The sequence below is a fragment of the Novosphingobium sp. SL115 genome (assembly GCF_026672515.1).
Classification (GTDB): Bacteria; Pseudomonadota; Alphaproteobacteria; order Sphingomonadales; family Sphingomonadaceae; genus Novosphingobium.
The window spans coordinates 183319-202558 of the sequence record NZ_JAPPRG010000002.1; the positions used below are offsets into that span (position 1 = coordinate 183319).

Annotated in this window: 22 protein-coding genes; 3 read left to right on the forward strand and 19 right to left on the reverse strand. The window is 61.6% G+C overall.

Annotation, left to right across the window (positions count from 1 at the left end; translation table 11 throughout):
• Positions 1 to 4: 4 nt before the first annotated feature.
• From OVA07_RS02360 to OVA07_RS02425, 14 genes are all read right to left on the reverse strand, one after another.
• A complete protein-coding gene (locus tag OVA07_RS02360; RefSeq protein ID WP_268169867.1) occupies positions 5 to 754 on the reverse strand; it encodes an SDR family NAD(P)-dependent oxidoreductase in 750 nt (249 codons plus the stop codon).
• A complete protein-coding gene (locus OVA07_RS02365) occupies positions 751 to 1212 on the reverse strand; it encodes a protein tyrosine phosphatase family protein (protein WP_268169868.1) in 462 nt (153 codons plus the stop codon). Before OVA07_RS02365 ends, OVA07_RS02360 begins: the two co-directional genes overlap by 4 nt.
• A 14-nt stretch (positions 1213 to 1226) precedes the next feature.
• Positions 1227 to 2099 (reverse strand): amidohydrolase family protein, encoded by an 873-nt coding sequence (locus OVA07_RS02370; RefSeq protein ID WP_326493089.1) that lies wholly within the window; start codon positions 2097 to 2099, stop codon positions 1227 to 1229.
• Between the two features lie 155 nt (positions 2100 to 2254).
• Positions 2255 to 3679, reverse strand: a complete 1425-nt coding sequence (locus OVA07_RS02375) for an aldehyde dehydrogenase family protein (protein ID WP_268169869.1) — start codon at positions 3677 to 3679, stop codon at positions 2255 to 2257.
• A gap of 45 nt (positions 3680 to 3724) precedes the next feature.
• Positions 3725 to 5830: a PQQ-dependent dehydrogenase, methanol/ethanol family gene (locus tag OVA07_RS02380; RefSeq protein WP_442789608.1), complete on the reverse strand. Its 2106-nt coding sequence runs from the start codon at positions 5828 to 5830 to the stop codon at positions 3725 to 3727.
• 34 nt (positions 5831 to 5864) lie between these two features.
• The gene (locus OVA07_RS02385) at positions 5865 to 7430 is read right to left on the reverse strand and encodes a class I adenylate-forming enzyme family protein (protein WP_268169870.1); all 1566 of its coding nucleotides are present in this window, start codon (positions 7428 to 7430) and stop codon (positions 5865 to 5867) included.
• Between the two features lie 3 nt (positions 7431 to 7433).
• Positions 7434 to 8219, reverse strand: a complete 786-nt coding sequence (locus tag OVA07_RS02390) for a glutathione S-transferase family protein (RefSeq protein ID WP_268169871.1) — start codon at positions 8217 to 8219, stop codon at positions 7434 to 7436.
• On the reverse strand, positions 8216 to 8998 hold the full coding sequence (locus OVA07_RS02395; protein ID WP_268169872.1) for a glutathione S-transferase family protein: 783 nt from the start codon (positions 8996 to 8998) through the stop codon (positions 8216 to 8218). The genes OVA07_RS02390 and OVA07_RS02395 overlap by 4 nt, the downstream gene beginning before the upstream one ends.
• 236 nt (positions 8999 to 9234) lie before the next feature.
• On the reverse strand, positions 9235 to 9609 hold the full coding sequence (locus OVA07_RS02400) for a hypothetical protein (RefSeq protein WP_268169873.1): 375 nt from the start codon (positions 9607 to 9609) through the stop codon (positions 9235 to 9237).
• On the reverse strand, positions 9609 to 10034 hold the full coding sequence (locus OVA07_RS02405; protein ID WP_268169874.1) for a c-type cytochrome: 426 nt from the start codon (positions 10032 to 10034) through the stop codon (positions 9609 to 9611). Before OVA07_RS02405 ends, OVA07_RS02400 begins: the two co-directional genes overlap by 1 nt.
• A gap of 1 nt (position 10035) precedes the next feature.
• Positions 10036 to 11622 carry an FAD-binding oxidoreductase gene (locus tag OVA07_RS02410; protein ID WP_268169875.1) on the reverse strand — a complete coding sequence of 529 codons (1587 nt, stop codon included), beginning with the start codon at positions 11620 to 11622 and terminating at the stop codon, positions 10036 to 10038.
• 75 nt (positions 11623 to 11697) lie between these two features.
• Complete coding sequence (locus tag OVA07_RS02415) at positions 11698 to 12195, reverse strand: DUF3237 domain-containing protein (protein ID WP_268169876.1); 498 nt, start codon at positions 12193 to 12195, stop codon at positions 11698 to 11700.
• Positions 12196 to 12202: 7 nt separating this feature from the next.
• Positions 12203 to 14383, reverse strand: coding sequence for a PQQ-dependent dehydrogenase, methanol/ethanol family (locus tag OVA07_RS02420; RefSeq protein ID WP_268169877.1), 2181 nt, complete (start codon positions 14381 to 14383; stop codon positions 12203 to 12205).
• Positions 14383 to 15240 carry a hypothetical protein gene (locus OVA07_RS02425; protein WP_268169878.1) on the reverse strand — a complete coding sequence of 286 codons (858 nt, stop codon included), beginning with the start codon at positions 15238 to 15240 and terminating at the stop codon, positions 14383 to 14385. Before OVA07_RS02425 ends, OVA07_RS02420 begins: the two co-directional genes overlap by 1 nt.
• Before the next feature lie 93 nt (positions 15241 to 15333).
• Between OVA07_RS02425 and OVA07_RS02430 the strand changes: the two genes are divergently transcribed.
• From OVA07_RS02430 to OVA07_RS02440, 3 genes are read left to right on the forward strand one after another with little or no spacing between them, the layout of a single operon-like run.
• A complete protein-coding gene (locus OVA07_RS02430; protein ID WP_268169879.1) occupies positions 15334 to 15723 on the forward strand; it encodes a nuclear transport factor 2 family protein in 390 nt (129 codons plus the stop codon).
• A 14-nt stretch (positions 15724 to 15737) separates the two neighbouring features.
• Positions 15738 to 16199 (forward strand): nuclear transport factor 2 family protein, encoded by a 462-nt coding sequence (locus OVA07_RS02435; protein WP_268169880.1) that lies wholly within the window; start codon positions 15738 to 15740, stop codon positions 16197 to 16199.
• A 10-nt stretch (positions 16200 to 16209) separates the two neighbouring features.
• Positions 16210 to 16950 carry an SDR family oxidoreductase gene (locus tag OVA07_RS02440; RefSeq protein ID WP_268169881.1) on the forward strand — a complete coding sequence of 247 codons (741 nt, stop codon included), beginning with the start codon at positions 16210 to 16212 and terminating at the stop codon, positions 16948 to 16950.
• Here OVA07_RS02440 and OVA07_RS02445 read toward each other — a convergent pair whose 3' ends face one another.
• The 5 genes from OVA07_RS02445 to OVA07_RS02465 form a co-directional block, all read right to left on the reverse strand.
• Positions 16951 to 17160 (reverse strand): hypothetical protein, encoded by a 210-nt coding sequence (locus tag OVA07_RS02445; RefSeq protein ID WP_268169882.1) that lies wholly within the window; start codon positions 17158 to 17160, stop codon positions 16951 to 16953.
• A gap of 9 nt (positions 17161 to 17169) precedes the next feature.
• Positions 17170 to 17529, reverse strand: a complete 360-nt coding sequence (locus OVA07_RS02450) for a hypothetical protein (protein ID WP_268169883.1) — start codon at positions 17527 to 17529, stop codon at positions 17170 to 17172.
• A 105-nt stretch (positions 17530 to 17634) separates the two neighbouring features.
• The gene (locus OVA07_RS02455; protein WP_268169884.1) at positions 17635 to 18075 is read right to left on the reverse strand and encodes an SRPBCC family protein; all 441 of its coding nucleotides are present in this window, start codon (positions 18073 to 18075) and stop codon (positions 17635 to 17637) included.
• Positions 18076 to 18097: 22 nt separating this feature from the next.
• On the reverse strand, positions 18098 to 18745 hold the full coding sequence (locus OVA07_RS02460) for a glutathione S-transferase family protein (RefSeq protein ID WP_268169885.1): 648 nt from the start codon (positions 18743 to 18745) through the stop codon (positions 18098 to 18100).
• 6 nt (positions 18746 to 18751) lie between these two features.
• Positions 18752 to 19240 (reverse strand): VOC family protein, encoded by a 489-nt coding sequence (locus OVA07_RS02465; protein WP_268169886.1) that lies wholly within the window; start codon positions 19238 to 19240, stop codon positions 18752 to 18754.

The following is a 19240-nucleotide window of genomic DNA, read 5'->3' on the forward strand; positions in this document are numbered from 1 at the left end:
CGGTTCAGACCCTCATGGTGCCGAGCATACCGCCATCGACCGCCCAGCTTTGCGCGGTGACGTGGCTGGCAGCATCGGACAGGAGAAAGGCGGCGACTTGCGCCAGTTCTTCGGCAGAGCCTGTGCGGCCTTGCGGGACAGCCTTGGCCATCTGCTGCGCGGCTTCCGGCGGAAGGCCATCGAGCATCGGGGTTTCGATCAGGCCGGGGACGATGCAGTTGCAGCGCACGCCATACGGTGCAGCTTCGTTGGCCACCGCCCGCGACAGGCCGAGGACGGCGTGCTTGCTGGCGACATAGCCCGCGTTCATCGGCAACCCGCGTTCGCTAGCAAGGCTGCCGGTGACGAGGATCGCGCCGGTTCCACGCTGCTTCATTGCGGGCAAGGTGTGCTGGATGGCCCAGAACACGCCTTTCAGATTGACCGCCATGACCGCATCGAAGGCTTCGTCAGTGTAATCCTCCACGGGCGCGAACATGCCGCCAATCCCGGCATTGAGGAACATCCCGTCAATCGGGCCATTGGCGGCAACGGCATGGTCCAGCGCGGCGTGCAGCGCGGCCTTGTTGGCCACATCGGCAGCGGCAAACGCGGTCTTGCCGCCAAGGTCGTGCGCGGCCTGTTCCAGCAGATCGGCACGGCGGGCAACCAGCGTGACGCTTGCGCCAGCTGCGACGCAGCGGGTGGCGGTGGCACGACCGATACCGGTGGATGCGCCGGTGATGACAATGTGCTTGCCTGAAAGATCAGTCACGTATCGCTCCGTGCGATGAAAGCGCCCCATACTTGCGCTTCGGGCCGGTCGGTCCTGTCGGGCGACCATTGCTGTTCCATGATGGCGCGCGCTTGTGTTTCAGCCATTCCGCGCCGTTCGCGGTTGAAGCGGTAAAGGAAGGCCGACACCCGCCAGTTCATGATGCAGTGGACGTGGACCGGCTTCGGCCCCTGCTCCAGAGCGGCGACGAAGGCCGCGAAGTGATCTTCGCCCGGTGCATCGAAGGGCACGGGGATGTGGGTATAGGCGACGCCCTGCCCGGCCAGCTTTTCCCCCTCGCCCGCCAAGGCTTCAGGGTGCGTTTCCAGCGCGAGGTTGATGACGTGGGCGACGCCAAGATCGGCCAGCCGCGCCACGTCCTTTTCCTCGATCCGGCCCGATGTGGTCAGATCCGCATCAAGCCTTTGCCAGCCACGGATATCATCGGGATCGGCCACAATGGCGCTCCTGCTCAGGCCAGCCCAAGCAGGCGGGCGGCGTTGTCCTTCATGATGCCGGGCATGACCTCTTCCTTGAAGCCGACCTGAAGCGCAGCATCGATCCACTTTTGCGGGTGGATCAGCGGGAAGTCCGACCCGAACAGCATCTTCTTGCGAAGCTGGGTGTTGGCATACTGGATGATCTGCGGCGCGAAGTATTTGGGCGACCAGCCGGACAGATCGATGAAGACGTTGTTCTTGTGCAGCGCCATCGACAGGCTTTCATCGACCCACGGCCATGATGGGTGGGCCAGAATGATCTTCATGTCGGGGAAATCGACCGCCACGTCATCCACCAGCATGGGCTGGCCATATTTCAGGCGCATGCCGCCGCCGCCGGGCATACCGGTGCCCATGCCGGAATGGCCGGTGTGGAAGATGGCGGGCAGACCGTATTCGGCAATCACTTCATAGATGGGATAGCCGACGCGATCCGCCGGGTGGCAGTTCTGGGCAATTCCGTGGAACTTGAAGCCTTTGACCCCATAGTTCTCGATCAGATCGCGTGCTTCGCGCGCACCGAACTTGCCCTTGTGCGGATCGATCGAGGCGAAGGCGATGCAGATGTCGTCGTTCTTTAGCGCCATTTCGGCGACTTCGTAGTTCGACACGCGCTTGGCCCCCATGCCGCATTCGGCATCGACCGTGAACATGCAGAAGGCGATCTGCTGTTCGCGGTAAATCTCGACGATTTCGGGCATTTTCGGCCGTTCGCGCGGGGCCTTGAAATAGGTGCTGGCCGCATCGAAGAACTGGCCCATGACCGGATCTTCAGGATCATGGCACGAAATTTCGGCATGGACGTGGACGTCGATGGCCTTGATCTTGGAAAGGTCGATGGGCACGAGGAAATTCCTTGAAAGGCAAACAGCCTTGCTTGCTCTCTCACCTTGAGGGGAGAGATACGAAGGCTATGCGCGACCCGCATAGCCGGAGTTGAGAGAGAGGTGGTTCGCCCCTCTTCCAGCCCTCTCCCCTCAGGGGAGAGGGCTGGAAGTCATCAGACCAGCGCGTCCTTCTTGACCGTAATCACCTGGCTGTAGGTGAATTCCTTGAGGCCTTCGATGCCGTATTCGGCGCCAAAGCCCGACTGCTTGTGGCCACCGAAGGGCGCGAACGGCGAAAGGTGGAGGAATTCGTTGATCCACACCGTGCCGGTTTCAAGCTGTTCGGCAATGGCCACGCCGCGTTCGGTGTCCTTGGTCCACACTGCCCCTGCAAGACCGTAGTCAGAGTTGTTGGCGCGCGCGATGACTTCCTCTTCGGTCGAGAACTTCATCAGCGGCATGACCGGGCCGAACTGTTCCTCGGCCACAATGCGCGCGTCTTCAGGCGGGTTGTCGAGAATGGTGATCGGCACATAATAGCCCGAACCCGACGGATCGACATCACCGCCGACGAGGAACTTGTAGCCATTATCCTTGGCGTCCTGAATCAGTTCGCAGACCCGCTCGAACTGCTTCTTGTTCTGGATCGGACCGACACCGGTGCCCTGATTGGCACCGTCACCGACCGTCACACCCTTGGCATATTCGGCAATCGCGGCGCTCATCTCGTCATAGATATCCTCGTGGATATAGACGCGCTTGGCAGCGACGCAGATCTGGCCGGCATTGGTAAAGCTGGACCAGAAAAGCTGTTCGGCCACCTTCGCTACATCGGCATCGGGCAGCACGATCGAGGCATCGTTGCCGCCAAGTTCAAGCGTGATGCGCTTGAGATCCTTGGAAGCACCTTCCATGATGCGCTTGCCGGTGGCAGTCGAGCCGGTGAAGGTAATCTTGTCGATATCGGGGTGCGAGGTCATCAACGGCCCAAGCGAATCTTCGCCGGTGATGATGTTGACCACGCCCGCAGGCACGATGTCCTTGATAAGCTCTGCAAACTTCAGCGTGGTCAGCGGCGTGAAGGGCGACGGCTTAAGGACGATGGTGCAGCCTGTAAGGATCGCCGGAGCAATCTTCTGCACCGCCATCAGCACGGGGAAGTTCCACGGCACGATCCCGGCGACCACACCCACCGGCACGCGGCGCGTGCGGCTGAGGCGGGTTTCGCTGTCTTCGTTGATCGTCTCTTCAAGGGTCAGGGTGGACTGCGCGCTCATGATCGCGGCGCTGGCACCGATTTCGTGCTGCGCCTGATGATGCGGCTTGCCCTGTTCGCTGGTGAGCAGGCGATAGAGTTCGTCGAAGTTCGCTTCGACGGCTGCGGCCATGGCGCGGATGACGGCGCGGCGTTCTTCCACCGGGGTCTTCGACCAGGTCTTGAACGCGGCGCGTGCGGCGGCGACAGCGCGGTCCAGTTCGGCAGCGCCGCAGGCCGGGACGCGACCCACGACCTGCTCGTTCGCCGGGTTGACGACATCAAGCGAGGCTTCGGTCGTGACCAGCTCACCATTGATGAGATTCGGATAAAGATGCGTCATGAGTCTCTCCGTTCCGTTATGATTGCTCTATGGTATAGCAATCTCTCAGCGCGTTTCCAGCGCCTTGTCCTCGTTTGCGCGTTTGATGACGTAGTGGCGGATTGATTCGATCTGCTCCTTCGTCATGTATTTGTTCCACGCGATCATGCCGTTGTCCTTCAGGATGCCATCATGCACCACCGACTGCCATGTGGCGGCATCGGCGGTCACGCCGCTGCGGCGCAGATCGGGTAGCAGGCCGCCAATGGCCGCATCGCCGTGGCAGACGTTGCAATATTGACCGTAAAGAGCATTGCCCTGCGCAATGGTGGCAGGCGTGCCGGTAACGGCGGGCGGGTCAAGCGGCACGTTTTCAAACGGCGCGGCATCAGGCAGCTTGGCCTTGCCGCCCATCTTGAACACCAGCAGGCGGCTGACATTGCGCACAGGGCCGGATTTGTCGGCCAGAATGCCGGTCGCCAGCGGCCAGACTCCGCCCCAACCTGCCAGCACGGCGACATACTGTTCGCCGCCCGCGGTGAAGGTGATAGGCGCGGCGACCACACCGGTCTGCGCCGGGAACGACCACAGTTCCTTGCCGTCCTTCGACGAATAGGCCGCGAACGTGCCCTTGGCGTTGCCCTGAAACAGCAGGCCGCCAGCGGTTGCCAGCAGGCCACCGTTCCACGGTCCTGCAAACGGGATGCGCCAGCGTTCCTTCTTCTCGACAGGATCCCACGCCACGACAGCGCCGGTGGTGGCGGCCCTTGCCGCATCGCGCGCTTCCTTGATCGCGGGCATGGCGCCAGCGGCATTGTCCAGCCCGACGTTGAAGCCCACCGCCTGCGGCTTCCAGTTCAGATCGGGGAAATAGGGATAGGCCGCAAACTGCGCCGGAATATAGACCAGCCGGTTGGTCGGATCATAGGCCATCGGGTGCCATGAATGCGCGCCCGCCGCGCCCGGCGTGCTGATGAACGGCTTGCCCGTCTTGTCATAGCGCGCTTCGGGATTTTCAATTGGGCGACCATTGGCGTCCAGCCCCTTGGCCCAGTTCACCGGGGCATAGGCATTGCCCGAAATGAACTGTCCGTTGGTGCGGTCAAGCACATAGAAGAAGCCGTTCTTGGGTGCCTGCATCAGCACCTTGCGCGGTTTTCCATCAATCTGGAGATCGGCAAGGATGATGTGCTGGGTGGCGGTGAAATCCCACGTTTCGCCCGGCGTTTCCTGAAAATGCCAGACATATTCGCCGGTCTTCGCGCGGATCGCCACGATGGATGACAGGTAGAGGTTATCGCCACCACCGGGTGAACGATACGACTGGTTCCACGGGCTGCCGTTACCGACACCGATGTAGAGCAGGTCAAGCTCAGGGTCGTAAGCCATGGCATCCCAGACGGTGCCGCCGCCGCCCAGCTTCCACCATTCGCCCTTCCAAGTGGCTTCGGCCTTCTTCAGATACTCTTCGTCGTTCTTCCCCGGCATGTCGGGCACGGTGTAAAACCGCCAGACCTGCTTACCAGTTTGCGCGTCATAGGCAGTGACATAACCGCGCACGCCCATTTCCGCGCCGCCGTTGCCAATGATGATAAGCCCGCCAATCGCACGCGGCGCACCGGTGATGGTATAGGGCTTGGACTGATCGACCGTGACGGTAGACCACACCTGTTTGCCGGTGGCGCGGTCCAGCGCGATCAACCGTCCGTCCAGCGTGCCAAAGTAAAGCTTGTCGCCCCACGCGGCCATGCCCCGGTTCACCACGTCGCAGCAGGCCTTTACCGCCGTTTCGCCGGGCACCTTGGGGTCAAACTCCCACAACAGCTTGCCCGACAGCGCGTCATAGGCCTTGGCCTTGGACCATGCGGTGGTGATGTAGATCTTGCCATCGATGACCAGCGGGGTGGCTTCCTGACCGCGCGCAGTGTCCATATCGGCAAACCACGCAAGGCCAAGCTGGCTGACGTTTGCGGGCGTGATCTGGGTCAGCGGGCTGAAGCGCTGTTCATCGTAAGTGCGGCCATAAGACAGCCAGTTGGCGCCATCGGCAGCCATGATGCTTTCCGCAGTGACACCACCCTGCGCGCTGGTGGCCATACTGCACGCGGCGAGCGGCAGCGCGAGCGCCAGCGTTCCGGCCAGCATCAATTGCAACTTGCGATCAAAACGCATCTTCAACCCTCTCCAGACAGTCCGGTTCGCCGGATCAGTTCACCATGCGCTGCGATCCGCCCCAATAGGGCGAGCGCAATGCTTTCTTGTCCATCTTGCCCGCTGCGGTGCGCGGAATCGAGTCCACAAACTTGACAGATTTCGGCGCTTTGACCCCGCCCAGCTTTTCCTTGGTATAGGCGATGATCTCCGCCTCGGTGATGCCTTCGCCCACGACCACGGCATGGACCTGCTCGCCCCACTTTTCATGCGGGATGCCGAACACGCAGGCCTCCTTCACGGCGGACAGTTCCGTTACGGCAGCCTCGACTTCGGCGGTAAATACGTTGAAGCCGCCGGACACAACCATGTCCTTCCTGCGGTCGACGATGTAGAGATACCCGTCCTCGTCAAACTTGCCGACATCGCCCGTATGGTGCCAGCCGAATTTGCGCACTTCGGCGGTTTCTTCAGGCTTTTCGAAATAGGAATGGGTGACCAACGCCCCCCGCGCACAGATTTCGCCCGCTTCGCCCAGTCCGACATGGTTGCCGTCGTCATCCAGCAGCGCGACTCGGATGGAGCGCGAAACCTTGCCGCACGAGGCCAGCTTTTCGGGCGCTTCCTTGGCAAATTTCGCCACATCTTCGGGCGGGAACCACGCGACAATCATCGGGCATTCTACCTGCCCATAGGACTGGCACATGCACGGCCCGAAAATTTCCACCGCCTGCCGCAGTTTTTCAGGGCTGCACGGCGAACCGACCAGAATGAAGATCCTGAGCGACGAATAGTCGTGCTGGCCAATCTCAGGCGAGGCCATGAGCTGATAGAGCGCAGTCGGCGGCAGATACATGTGCGTGACTTTGTATTCCGCGATGGTGCGCAGCACGTCTTCGGCATCGAAGCCGGGCAGGATAACCTGCGTTGCGCCAAGGCTCATCGTGGAAAGCGCAATCGGACCTGCGGCATGGGTGATGGGTGCCGATACGAGCGCGACCGGATCGTCGGTGCGGCCACCCATGGCATCGGCCGCCGTTTCGATCATCGTACCCCAGCCAAGGTTGGTGACATTCGCGCCCTTTGACGGACCAGTGGTGCCGCCGGTGGGGAAGATGCCAACCATGTCCATCAAGTTGCCGAAAGCATCGACTTCAGGTTCCACAAAATCGGCCTCGGAAACGCCAGCCATGAACTCTTCAAGGCTGGGATCGTCGCCCATGCGCTTGTCCAGACAGACGAAGTGCTGAAGCGTGGGGCACAGCGCCTTCAACTGCTCCACTTCGTCCGCCTTGGACGAATGATAGACCATCCATTTCAGGCGGACATAATTGATATAGCCCGCATTGGCATCGATGGCGTTGCGGGTATTGACCGGAATCCATTTGCCGTTGGCGCGCCACATTGCCAGCAACACAACCAGCAAAATACCATCGTTCGGGCCGTAAAGGCCCAGCAGATCCTGATTTTCAAAGCCGCCCTTTTGCAGCGCGGCGGCGATGCGTTCGGACAGGGCCTTGGTTTCGGCAAAGGTCAGCTTCAGCCCCGTTTCGGTATCGACGATGGCAAGCCGGTTCGGATTGCGGTCGTGGCCGCGGTCAAAATAGTCGATGGCGCGCATTGGTTATCCCCAACGGTTGATTTCAGGCCCCGGCGCCCAAGCGCGGAGCGGATCGGAAACAGTGGCGCGTGCAAGCGCGGCAACCACTGAAGGGCGGGCAGCAACACGGGCAAGCCACGCCGACGTTTGCGGCGCATTGGCAAAGGCGGCAGGCTGGATGGATGCCATGCCCGCCAGCCATGAATAGGTGACCAGATCGGCAATCGAGAACGGCCCCATCAGCCAATCGCGTCCATCTGCCAGCTGCTTTTCGCAACGCTCGACCGCTGCCACGATCTTCGCTTCGCTGTCAGCAACTTGTGCGGCATCGATGCGGCCATCGTGCAGCGCCTGCCAACGGTCGCGCAGGTCATCGGACACGATACGGCCCGTCACCACGGCAAAATCTGCGGCCGGAATTGCGCCAACCTGCGCCATCGACGTGGCCATATTGCCCAACAGCGCCGCAGCAGGCGAAAGCCGCTCGGTCATCTGGCGGCACCACATCATCATTTCCCAGTGGGCGTAAGCATCAGTGGGCTGCAAACCCGCACCGCCCGCCGCTTCATCAATATACTGGGCAAGGAACACGGATTCGGTCATCGCCTCGCCATCGACCACCAAAACCGGGCCTTCGCCTTCGATGCCAAGGTCCAGCGCGATGCTTTCGGCAAGGTCGGGCAGCGCATGGCGTGCACCGGCCAGCAGGTCGATCATGCGGCATTCGATTTGCAGCCCTGCCTCTTCCAGAGCGGCCAGAACCGTCAGCGAGGCGCCGTTGGGCTGCCCGTGATAGAGAACCGCGCTCATTCCTCGATCTCCGCCATGATAAGGCCATATCGACTGGCAAGGTCGGTCTTGCCCATGGCCCATGTCTTCTTCACAGCGTCGCGGGCATAGACCCGTTTCAGCCAGCGCATGATGTTCGGCGTCTTGTCCTTGCCCGCAAGGTCAGGCTGCGACAGCGGCAGCGAATACGTGCTGTTGAAGATGTTGATGTCGGCCAGGGTATAATGGTTCGATCCGACATAGGGCCGCTTGCCCAGTTCCTCTTCCAGCCGGGCAATGCCAAGACCAACGCGGCGGCGGCTTTCAGCCATTTCAGCCTCTGAAAACGCGCCGCTGATCGCCTTGCGCCATGCAGTGCGGCGTTCGGGCAGGGGGATACGGTCAATCGCGGCTTCAAGCTCTGCCGGATCGCGCTGGCGCACCATTGGCCCCACGAACACGCTCCACCCGATCATCGAGAAGCTTGGACCAAGCCACTGATCCATGAACTTCATCCACCAGCGCACCCGCCAGCGATCCTGCGCATCGGCAGGCATCAGGTCTGGCCCCGCAAACTGCTCGTTCACGTATTCCATGATCGCGGTGCTTTCGACCAGCACCCTCACCCCGCCGGGGGTGTTATGCGTCATCGCCGGAATCGTGCCCTGCGGGTTGATTGCAAGGTATTCGGGCTTGTGCTGGTCGAACTGCAGCATGTCGATGTAATGGCTGGAAAAAGGCACGCCCTTTTCCATCAGCGCCAGCATCGGCTTGCCCGAATTGGCGTTTGGCTCCCAGTGATAGAGGGTTACCTCGTCCATCGCCCGTATCTCGCCTCTCTCCCGATTCCGGTCGCGCCGGAAATTGTTAGTGTTGCATACTAAATAAGCGGGAGCGCGGGTCAACCCTGCGCGAGAGACATTTTGTGCGGGACGGACCAAGGTTGCACGGGCCGGTTTTGCAGGGTTTCACCACGCGCAACGCAGCACATAGGCAAAAAGGGCACATTCCCGAAGGAACATGCCCTTTTTCTGTCCCGCCCTCAGGGACAGGACCGTCAGCGCGCGGCCATGGTCCAGCGGAACAGATGGTCGCGGCCCGACAAGGGCGCGGGGCTGCGCGCTTCGTGATCTGCACGCAGGCCCTTTTCTTCCAGCGCACCGCGCAGGACCGTCCAGTCGCTCCATCGCGTCAGGCCCACCACCCGTGCGGGATTGCCCAGCGCGCGCCAGCCCGCCTCTACCCCATGGGCAAGGTCGATGGTGCGCACCCCTGCTTGGCCTGCGGCAAAGGCTGCGGATTCCGGAATGCGGCTGTCGAACACCACCACCGGCAAAGCGCCAGCCTCGATCGCCGCAGCGGCAGCAGGCATGGCCAGCGCCGATCCGGCAATGGCCCCGCCTTTCAGCATGGAGCGTCTGCTAACGCGCATCAGCCAGCCTTCCCCAGATACTTGGCAACCGCATCAAGTTCCGCATCCGTCAGATCCACCTTGGTCTGCTGCGGCATCGCGCCCTTGCCCATGCGGACCACGGCTTTCACATAATCGCCCGTCAAATCGTCACGGTTGGACAGCAGGCCCTTTTCAGGTGGATTGCCCGCCATCATCTGCTGCTTGGTCAACAGGTTGGTGCCCATGCCGCCGGGAAGGTGGCAATAGCCGCAATGCACTTCGAACAGCACTTTGCCATCGCCGCCGGGCTTCAACCGGTCACCCACGGGTTCGACCGGGCGCAGCATATAAGGCGGCATTGGCGGTGGGCCTCCGGCGGGGGGCGGTGGCCCACCCGCAGGCGGCGCGGCATAGGCAGCAGCCCCCATGGCAAGGACGGCGGCGGTCAGCAGGATGCGCTTCATCTTACTGCCCTCCCTTATAGGCCTTGCCGCGCTGATCGGCATAGTTGGCGGGCCAGACGCCCTGTTTGCCCGGCGCGATGATGCCATTGGGATCAAGCGCGGACTTCACCTTTTCGTCAAAGCGGCGCAGCGCGTGGCCGTTGAAATCGAACGTTTCCATCACCGGGTCCATCCAGCCAAGGTGCGTGCGATATTCGGCATAGCCCGCCTTGGCGCTTTCCACGATCAGCGCGTCAAACAGCTTGCGCATCTTGACCACTTCGTCCGCATTGTCGCGGTCATACATCAACATGTTGACGTTGTTGGCAAAGCGCCCGCCGATGGTGAAGCTGGCATAGAAGTCGACGTCGAAGTCCGCGATGATCTTGCGGCTGCGGTGCATCTGGTCCAGCACATGCTTGCCGGTGGCCGGGACCACGGGCGAAAAGCCCATGTGCGCCCCGCGCCCGCCGATCCAGTCGGACATCTGCAACGGCACAGCAGAGGGCACGCCCATGGTGGTTTCATACTGGCCTATGGGATCACCCTGCCGCCACCAATGTTCCTGCGGCGCGGCAGCAAGATTGCGCTTCATCGCCGCCTTGACCACTTCGGCCCGCGCCTTGACCACCGGTTCTTCGCCATAGAGGCGCAACGCAACCTGCCAGTAGCCCAGCTTGTGCTCTTTCAGCAGTTCTTCCACCCGCCATTCAGGAATGGCCGAGGGCTTGTCCCAGAAATCCTTGCGCTGGCCTTTCAGCACCATCTTGCCCAGCCATGAAGGGATGAACACGTTCTGGTCGATAAGGCCGGAAATCTTGAGCGGGGTAATGGTGTCGACCACCCAGCCGATATCGTCCACCGCCGGAATATCCCACACGATTTCCAGCGAGGTTTCAGGCGCGGGTTGCAGCCAAACGCCCGCCTTGGTCACGATGCCCAGGTTCGATTGCGAGAACGCCAGATCCCAGGTCGGGCCATAGCTCATCGGGAACAGGTGCCACGAAGGGTTGTCCTTCATCGCGCCCATGCCGGTGCGCACCAGATCGCCATCGGGCAGCACCGCTTCGATCCCGCACAGGTTGCGCGCGTGCAGGCCATAAGAGGTGTAACCGATGCCGTGCTCCAGCGCGTTGCCCAGAACGGACCCCCACGCATTGCCAGGGACCGACATCCACAACGGCGCCTTTTCACGCTGGATCAGGTCATACAGGTCAAAGAACCCGACCCCCGGTTCCACCACGCAATAGGCCAGCTTATGGTCGAGTTCGAGCACCTTGTTCATGCGCCCAAGGTCCATGACAACGGTGCCTTCCATGCGCGGTGCAGCGGTACCGTAACCAAGGTTCTTACCGCGCGCGACGGGCCACAGCGGAATATTGTGTTCGTTCGCCAGCCGCACGATGGCGCGCACTTCATCAACATTGGCGGGCGCGACAGCGGCGGATGCAGGCCATTCCTCGGTCGTGCCGGGGGCATAGGTATCGGCATAGGCATCACGATCGGCATCGGAGTCCATCACCCAGGCCTTGCCCACGACACCGGCAAAGGCGGTCATCGCGGTCTGGAACTGTTTGGGACTGACGCGGGGGGGCAGGTGCAGCTTCACCGGATGGATTCTCCCGTCATTCTTATTCTAACAATTGTTATTATTTGTAGCAGCAGAACGCTTGCCGTCAAGTGGTCAGGTCAGCGCGTAATACTTCACGTAGTTCCCATCCGGCTTGCGTTCGCCAACACCGATGAAGATGTGGCGTGTCAGCCAGTCGTGCTTGCCGCTACTGGTTTCAAAGGTGGGCTGGGCACGCAGGTAATATTCAGCGTGGGGCACAGGTTCCCCCCCGGCAAAGGCCCAGCTACGCAACCGGTCCATCGTGCCCGGCTCACGCCCCCACAGAAATCCCTTGTTCTGCATGTAGATCAGCGTGCCGTCATCGACCTCCAACATATAGCGCGCGTCGAACACAGCGGTATCGTCGGGGCGGAAGAAGGCATAGTCACCGCCCGAATTGGGCACCGCGCGGCCTTTCAGGCGCGGCCCTTCGAACTCGCCTTCATCCACATAAACCGCGCTGCGCATCCCGCCCGAAGGCAGGTCGGGCACCATCTGTACGCGGGTAAAACGCAAGCGGCAGGCAAAGGCAAATTCAAGACGGGGATTGTCGAGCGTGGAGAAGTCCATATCGGCCTCAATAATTCGAAAGAATGGTCAGGCTTGGCCCGTCGAGCGGCTTTCCTGCCTTCTGCTTTTCCAGTTCGTCCTTGCGGGTCTGGCCTTGCAGGTCGATCAGATAGGCGTGGATCGCGTCCGCGTCCTCAGGCTTCAGGATATCGTTCCAGCGCGGCATGCCATTGGGCACCAGCAGGCCCTCCAGCACGATGTCGCGGAAAGCCTCATGCGTGGCGGGCTGCATCCGGCGCAAGTCCGGCGTGATCGAGCGTGGCTGGTTGGCGTGGCAGATGGCGCAATTGCCGAAGAACAGCCCTTGCCCGCGCGCGATGGTTGCCGCCGTCACGCCGGGGGCCTGAACGGGCGCTTGTGGTGCGACTTCCAGCGCGGGCAGCAGATCGGGCACCGGCACCCTGCCGCCGCCGATACGGAAGACCAGCAACCGGTTCATGTTGCCGCGCGTATATGCGGCGGAATAGCGCGGCACGAACGGATAGCCGCCCCCGCCCCACCCAGCCATGACCGCGACATATTGGACGCCGCCCACCTCATAGGTCATCGGCGCGGCCATGATCGCGGTGCCGATGTCGATTTCCTTCAACAGCTTGCCCGTCTTCGTTTCGCGCACGAACAGCTTGCCGGTAACGCCGCCATAGATGGTAAGGCCGCTGGCCGTTGTCAGCACCCCGCCCCGGTCCTGCCAGCCTGCGGTATCGGCAGCCCACACGGTCTTGCCTGTCAGTGGATCGATGGCGCGGACTTGCGCACTGGCGGGGTTCTTCAGCGCTTCGGCATAGGCCGGCGTCTTACGCACGGCGTCGGCAAAGACGGGCGGGAAGGTGTCCAGCGCGGCCTTTACATCAGGCGTGAAGATCAGCGCGGCGTCGTTGTTCAATCCGCGCGCCTTATAGGGTTTCTGCCCCTCGGTCATGAAGATCAGGTTCCCCATGTCCAGCACCGCGCCGATATACAGCCCGGTGGCCGGATCATAGCTGGCCGGATGCCAGTTGCGCGCGCCGGTGGTGGCGGGAAACACGATCTTCGGCCCGGTGGTATAATCGGCCGCTTCCGAGTCAAGGATCGGGCGGCCAGTCTTGGGATCAATCCCCTTGGCCCAGTTGGTGCGCACGATGGGATTGGCGCGCAGCAGCTTTCCGTCGCGCCGGTCAAGAATGTAGAGAAACCCGTTCTTGGGCGCGTGCAACAGCACCGGGCGGTCTTCGCCATCCACCTTCATCCGCGTCAGGATCATCGGCTGGGTGGCGGTGAAATCCCAGTTGTCGCCGGGGGTTTCCTGATAATGCCACTTCATCCGCCCGGTTTTGGGATCGATGGCGACGATGCTGGCAAGATAGAGGTTGTCGCCGCCCGATGGTGACCGCTTCGACGTGGCATAGGGACCGCCGTTGCCGGTGCCCACCAGCACAAGCCCGGTTTCGGGATCGTAATTGATCGCATCCCATGGCGAACCGCCCCCGCCAATGTCCCAGCGGCTGTTGACGTCCCACGTCTTCAGCGCGGCTTCGAGTTCGGGGGTTTCCTGCGGTCCCAACTTCGGGTCATGCGGGATGACGTGCCAGCGCCAGCGCAGCTTTCCGGTATCGAGATCGAGCGCGGTGACATAGCCGCGCACGTCGTATTCCGCGCCGCTCATGCCGATGACCACAACATCGCCCGCCACTTCGGGCGCGCCGGTGGAATTGTCGCCCCGGCGGCGGTCCTCGATGAAATCGGCCTTCCACACCACTGCGCCGGTTTTGGCGTCCAGCGCATACATCCACCCATCCAGCGCGGCGACAAAGACTTTGCCCCGCGCCACGGCGACGCCACGGTTGACCATATCGCAGCAGACGGTGCGGTTGACCTGCATGTCGACTTCAGGTTCGAACCGCCACAGTTCCTTGCCCGTCGCCGCATCGAAGGCATAGGCGCGACCTGTGGTACCCGAGGTGTAAAGCACGCCATCGACCACCACCGGCGTCGCTTCCTGCCCGCGCGTGGTGCCAAGTTCCACTTCCCACGCAAGGCCAAGCTGGCCGACGTTTTCGGCATTGATTGCGGTCAGGCGCGAATGGTGGGTCTTGCCGGAATCGCCGCCGGGATTGGTCCACTGGCTGCCTGCGCCTTCAGCCAGAGGTGCCGCGCCGCCAAGCGAACAGGCCGCAAGCCCAAGGAACAGGCTGGCAAGCGCCGCCCGCATCACAGGCAATCCCACGGGCTTGGCATGCGATAGGGCACGGTGATGAAGTTCGCCTCGATCTGTTCGATCATGCCTTGGTCAATCTTGAACAGTTCGGAAATATAGAAGCTGTGCGGACGCAGGACCGGGCTTTTCACGGTGCGACCATCGGTAAGCTGGTATTCGCGCAGACGGCCCGAATGGTCGATGAAGCCGAAAGCCAGCACCAGCCCGCGCTCTTCGTCCACCAGCGGGAAGCGGCGCGCGCGCAAATCGTCGTCATAGCGGTAGTTGCCCATGCGGAACTGCTCTTCACAGCCCAACGCCGACACCGGCACGATCTTGGCAAATTCGGGATTGCGCGTGGTCTGAACACCGTTTTCCACGCGGTTGCAATCGGGGTGGAATTTGGTGTGGATGGTGCCGTCATTGCGCTGGAGCGTATCGAAATAGCCGTTGGACAGGCGCACCATTTCGGCGCGGTCCACTGGCGCTTTGGGCGCGGTGTGCAGGATCGGCTTGTCCCAATAGCGGCAGTTTTCAAACTTGATGCCGCTGTCGGACTGGCGGACGATCAGCATTTCACACTCGCTGATCTGGCCTGCCGCATTCACCGCCAGACGCAGGGTAAAGGCCGATTCCTCAATGGGTTCGATCACCGTCCCGAAGTATCCGACCTGCCCCGTTTTCACGTCGGCAAAGCGCAGCTGGTAATCGCCCAGCCGGTCAATCGTGCCCCAAACGCCGTCACCGATTTCCAACATGACGTTGTTTTCGCTGTGATAAGCACCGGGTGCCCAATCGAGCGCGTGCGGATCACGCGCATTCAGCGCGGCCAGAAAGCGGTCAAGCACGGCGTAAAGCTCTGCGCGGGTCATCGAATCTCCCAAACATCTGAAAATGAGGCTTTGACGGCCTTCTTGAGACGATGCATACTCTACCAAATGTTATAAATAAAGGGGAGAGAGCAGATGGTCCGCACAAGCGCGGAACAGGTCAACCACGACCTTGTGCTTGAGATGTATCACAAGGTTCTGATCGCGATGGATAGCAGCGCCGTCGACCGCTACATCGCACCGGAATATGTCCAGCACAGTTCACTGGCAGAACCGTCCGTAGCCGCGCTGAAAGGCTTTCTGGACCGCGTTCGCGCGGAATCGCCCGATGCCCGGCAGACAATCCACCGCAGTTTCGTGGATGGCGATCACGTGATTACCCATACCCATGTGGTGCGCTGGCCGGGCGATGCCGGGCTGGCGGTAGTCGATATCTTCCGCGTGGAAGATGGCATGATCGTGGAACACTGGGATGTAATTCAGGATGTGCCAGAATATCCAGTTAACCCCAACAGCATGTTTTGACGGGAGAAAATACGATGCGTCTGATTACCGCTGTCGCCATTGCACTTGCCCTGACAGGCACCGCTGCCGAAGCGAAAACCAAGACCTGCAAGCTCAGCCCCAGGCAGGTGGTCAGCCAGTTCATGGATGAATTCTACATCCAGAAGAAGGTGCGCTCCGCCTTCGAAAACTGGGTCGATCCCGGCTATATCCAGCACAATCCCTATGCTGCCACCGGACGCGATGCCGCCATTGGATTCCTTGAGAAATTCGTGACCGACAATCCCGGCCAGAAGACCACGATCCACCGCATCATCGCCGACGGAAACCTTGTCGCGGTCCACAGCCATGGCTGGATGGAGAACGGCGATGCGGCGGCGAAGCGGGGTTTTGCGGTGGTGGATATCTTCCGGGTCGAAGGTTGCCGGGTGATGGAACACTGGGATGTGCTTTCGCCCGTGCCGGAAACCGCTGCCAATACCAACACCATGTTCTGAAAGGCAATTCATGCGTTTTGACAACAGGTGCGTGGCGGTGCTGGGTGGCACCGCCGGAATTGGACTGGCAGCGGCGCGGATGTTTGCCGCCGAAGGCGCGAAGCTGGCGATTACGGGCCGGAATGTCGAGAGTTTACAGTCCATTGCAGAGGAACTGAACGCCCTTTGCATCCGGTCGGACATGGGTGACCTGAACGACACCGAAAGCGCCCTGAACGAACTCCATGACGGGCTGGGCGGCATCGATGTGCTGTTTGTGAACGCCGGAGTGGGCGGCTTTGCCATGGTGCCCGATGTGACCCCGGAGTTCTGGGACCAGATTCACAGCGTGAACCTGCGCGGCGCGTTTTTCGCCATCCAGAAAGCCCTGCCGCTGATGCGCGATGGCGGGTCCATCATCATCACCGGATCGATCGGTTCGATGGCCGCCGTGCCCGGCAATGTCGCCTATGCCGCCGCCAAGGCGGGCCTGCGGGCCATGGCACGGATCGTGGGCAAGGAGCTGTTGCCGCGCCGCATCCGCGTGAACATGGTCAGCCCTGGCCCGACCGACACCGAAATCTTCAAGCGCGATGCCAGCGCCGAAGAAATTCAGGGGATGCGCGACATGCTTTCGTCCGTGGTGCCGATTGGCCGCATGGGAACATCTGAGGAAGTGGCCCGTGCGGTGCTGTTTCTGGCAAGCGAGGAAGCCAGCTTTATCAACGGCGTGGACCTGTGCGTCGATGGCGGGTGCATCGAACTGGGGTGATTATTCGGTCCTGCCCTCTTTGGCAGCCTGCGCCAGAGTATCGCCATTGGGATCGGGCAGGGTCCAGATGATGAGGTTCATCACCATGACGCCTGCGAGCGTGAGCATCAGGACCGGACGCTTGCGCTCTCCCCGGCGGAGCAGGAACACCGCACCGCCGACAAGGGCGATGGCGGCCAGCATCATCAGGGAAAGCGCAGCATCCAGCATCAGCGCGCGTTAGCCGCCGAACAGGCCCTTGGCCATACCCGCCAGATCGTTCAGCGGGTTGCCGTCGCCATCCTTGTCGAGAAAGGCGGTCACTTTTTGCAGGGCGTCGGGGTTCTGCCCCAGCATCGAGGCGAAGCTGGCAAGCGAGCCTTCGCCGCCGATATGGCCGACGATTTCCTGCAGCTTCGAGGCATCGAGGCCCGAATTGGCGGCAGCGGTTTCGATGGTGTCACCCTTCGACTGGTGGCCGGCGGCCAGTGCAGCGATGGCGTTTTCGGCGGTGTCAGGATCGATCCCCACCTTGGCGGCAAGGTTCTTTACGTCAACATTGCCGGCCACCTGGCCCAGAATGGAATCGAACAGGCTCATCGCAGTTCCCCCTCAAGGTAAAGACCCAGCATAGCGGTCATGCGTGACAGTTCCAGCGTCACAGCAAGAAGATGCGTCCGGTCCGGTTCTCAGGCCACTTCACACTCAGTCTTGTTCACACAAGGCCTGAAGCTGGTCAGCACAGGCGCTCCAGCCCGCTTCAAAGCCCATTTCGGCGTGCTGGTGCATGGCCTCTTCGGTCCAGTGGCGGGCGCTGGCGGTATAGCGGGTGCCGGTGCCTTCAGGCGCAATTTCCCAGATGCCGATCATAAACGGGCCGGAGGGCACGAAGTCGGCGGTCACCGCATCGGTGGCGATGAAACGGCGGCCTTCATCCCACGCCAGATAGATGCCGTCCTGCGGCATTTCTTCGCCATCAGGGCCGTGCATCATCATCGCGCTGCGCCCGCCGGGGCGACGATCCTGTTCGATGATGGTGATCCACCACGGCTTTGGGCACCACCATTCCTCCTGCCGATTGGCAAGGACATCCCATACCTTTTCCGGCGGCGCGGCGATGTGGCGGGTGATCGACAGTTCGTGCATCGCAATTATCCTTGGGATTCGTTCAGTCCCGGTCAGGCGCGCCCAACGGGAAGAAGTGACGATAGGGCCGCGCATCTTCGACGCAGCGCGATACCGGGGGCAATGCCAACAGATGCGCCCGCCACTGACGCAGGCGGGGGCAATCATCGGGGATGGGATGCACCCAATCGGCATAGAACAGCGACGGGGCAGCCGCGCATTCGATCAGGCTGATGGTGGCAGGCTGAGCATAATCGGCCAGCCAGTTATCGATCCAGCGATAATGCCGTGTGAGCCGTTCGGCCACGCGGGCGCGCACTTCGTCTGACAGCGCGCCATTGCGGATTACGTCGTCGACACATTCCTGCATGGTGTTCATCACGTAATTGTCGAACACGCGGTCGATCATCCGGGTGCGGATGGCTTTTGCCGGGTCTAACGGCATCAGCGGTGCCGGACCGGGGTGATGCAGCGCAAGGTATTCTACAATCACACTGGCTTCGAACACGTCCACATCGCCATCAACCAGCAGCGGGAATTTGCCCGCCGGACTGGCGGCCTGCACCCGCGCATAGTTTTCAGGATAGTCAGGCCCAAGCGCACGGAAGGTGAACGGCGTGCCATTGGCGTAAAGCGCAATCAACGCCTTCCACGTATAGGACGAAAACGGGTGGCCATAGAGTTCCAGCATGGCCGCTTATCCTGCTTTTGCCGCTTCGATGGCGGCGATATCGACCTTGCGCATGGTCATCATCGCTTCGAATACCTTTTGCCGGACAGCCGGATCAGGATCGGTCATCCCCGCAGTCAACGCGCGCGGGGTGATCTGCCATGAAAGGCCCCACTTGTCCTTGCACCAGCCGCATGCGCTTTCTGCACCCCCGTTGCCGACAATGGCGTTCCACAGGCGGTCGGTGTCCTCTTGGGTGTCGGTTGCCACCTGAAACGAAAAGGCTTCGCTGTGCGGGAACTGCGGCCCGCCATTCAGGCCGATGCAGGGTATGCCGAGCAGGGTAAATTCGACCGTCAGCACCGCGCCCGCCTGCCCGCCGGGAAAATCGGTGGGTGCGCGCGTGATCGCGCCCAACTGGCTGTTGTCAAAAGTGGCGGCGTAAAAGCTGGCGGCCTCATCTGCATCGCCGTTGTACCACAAGCACAAGGTTACGGGCGGGGTAGAGCCAGCCAT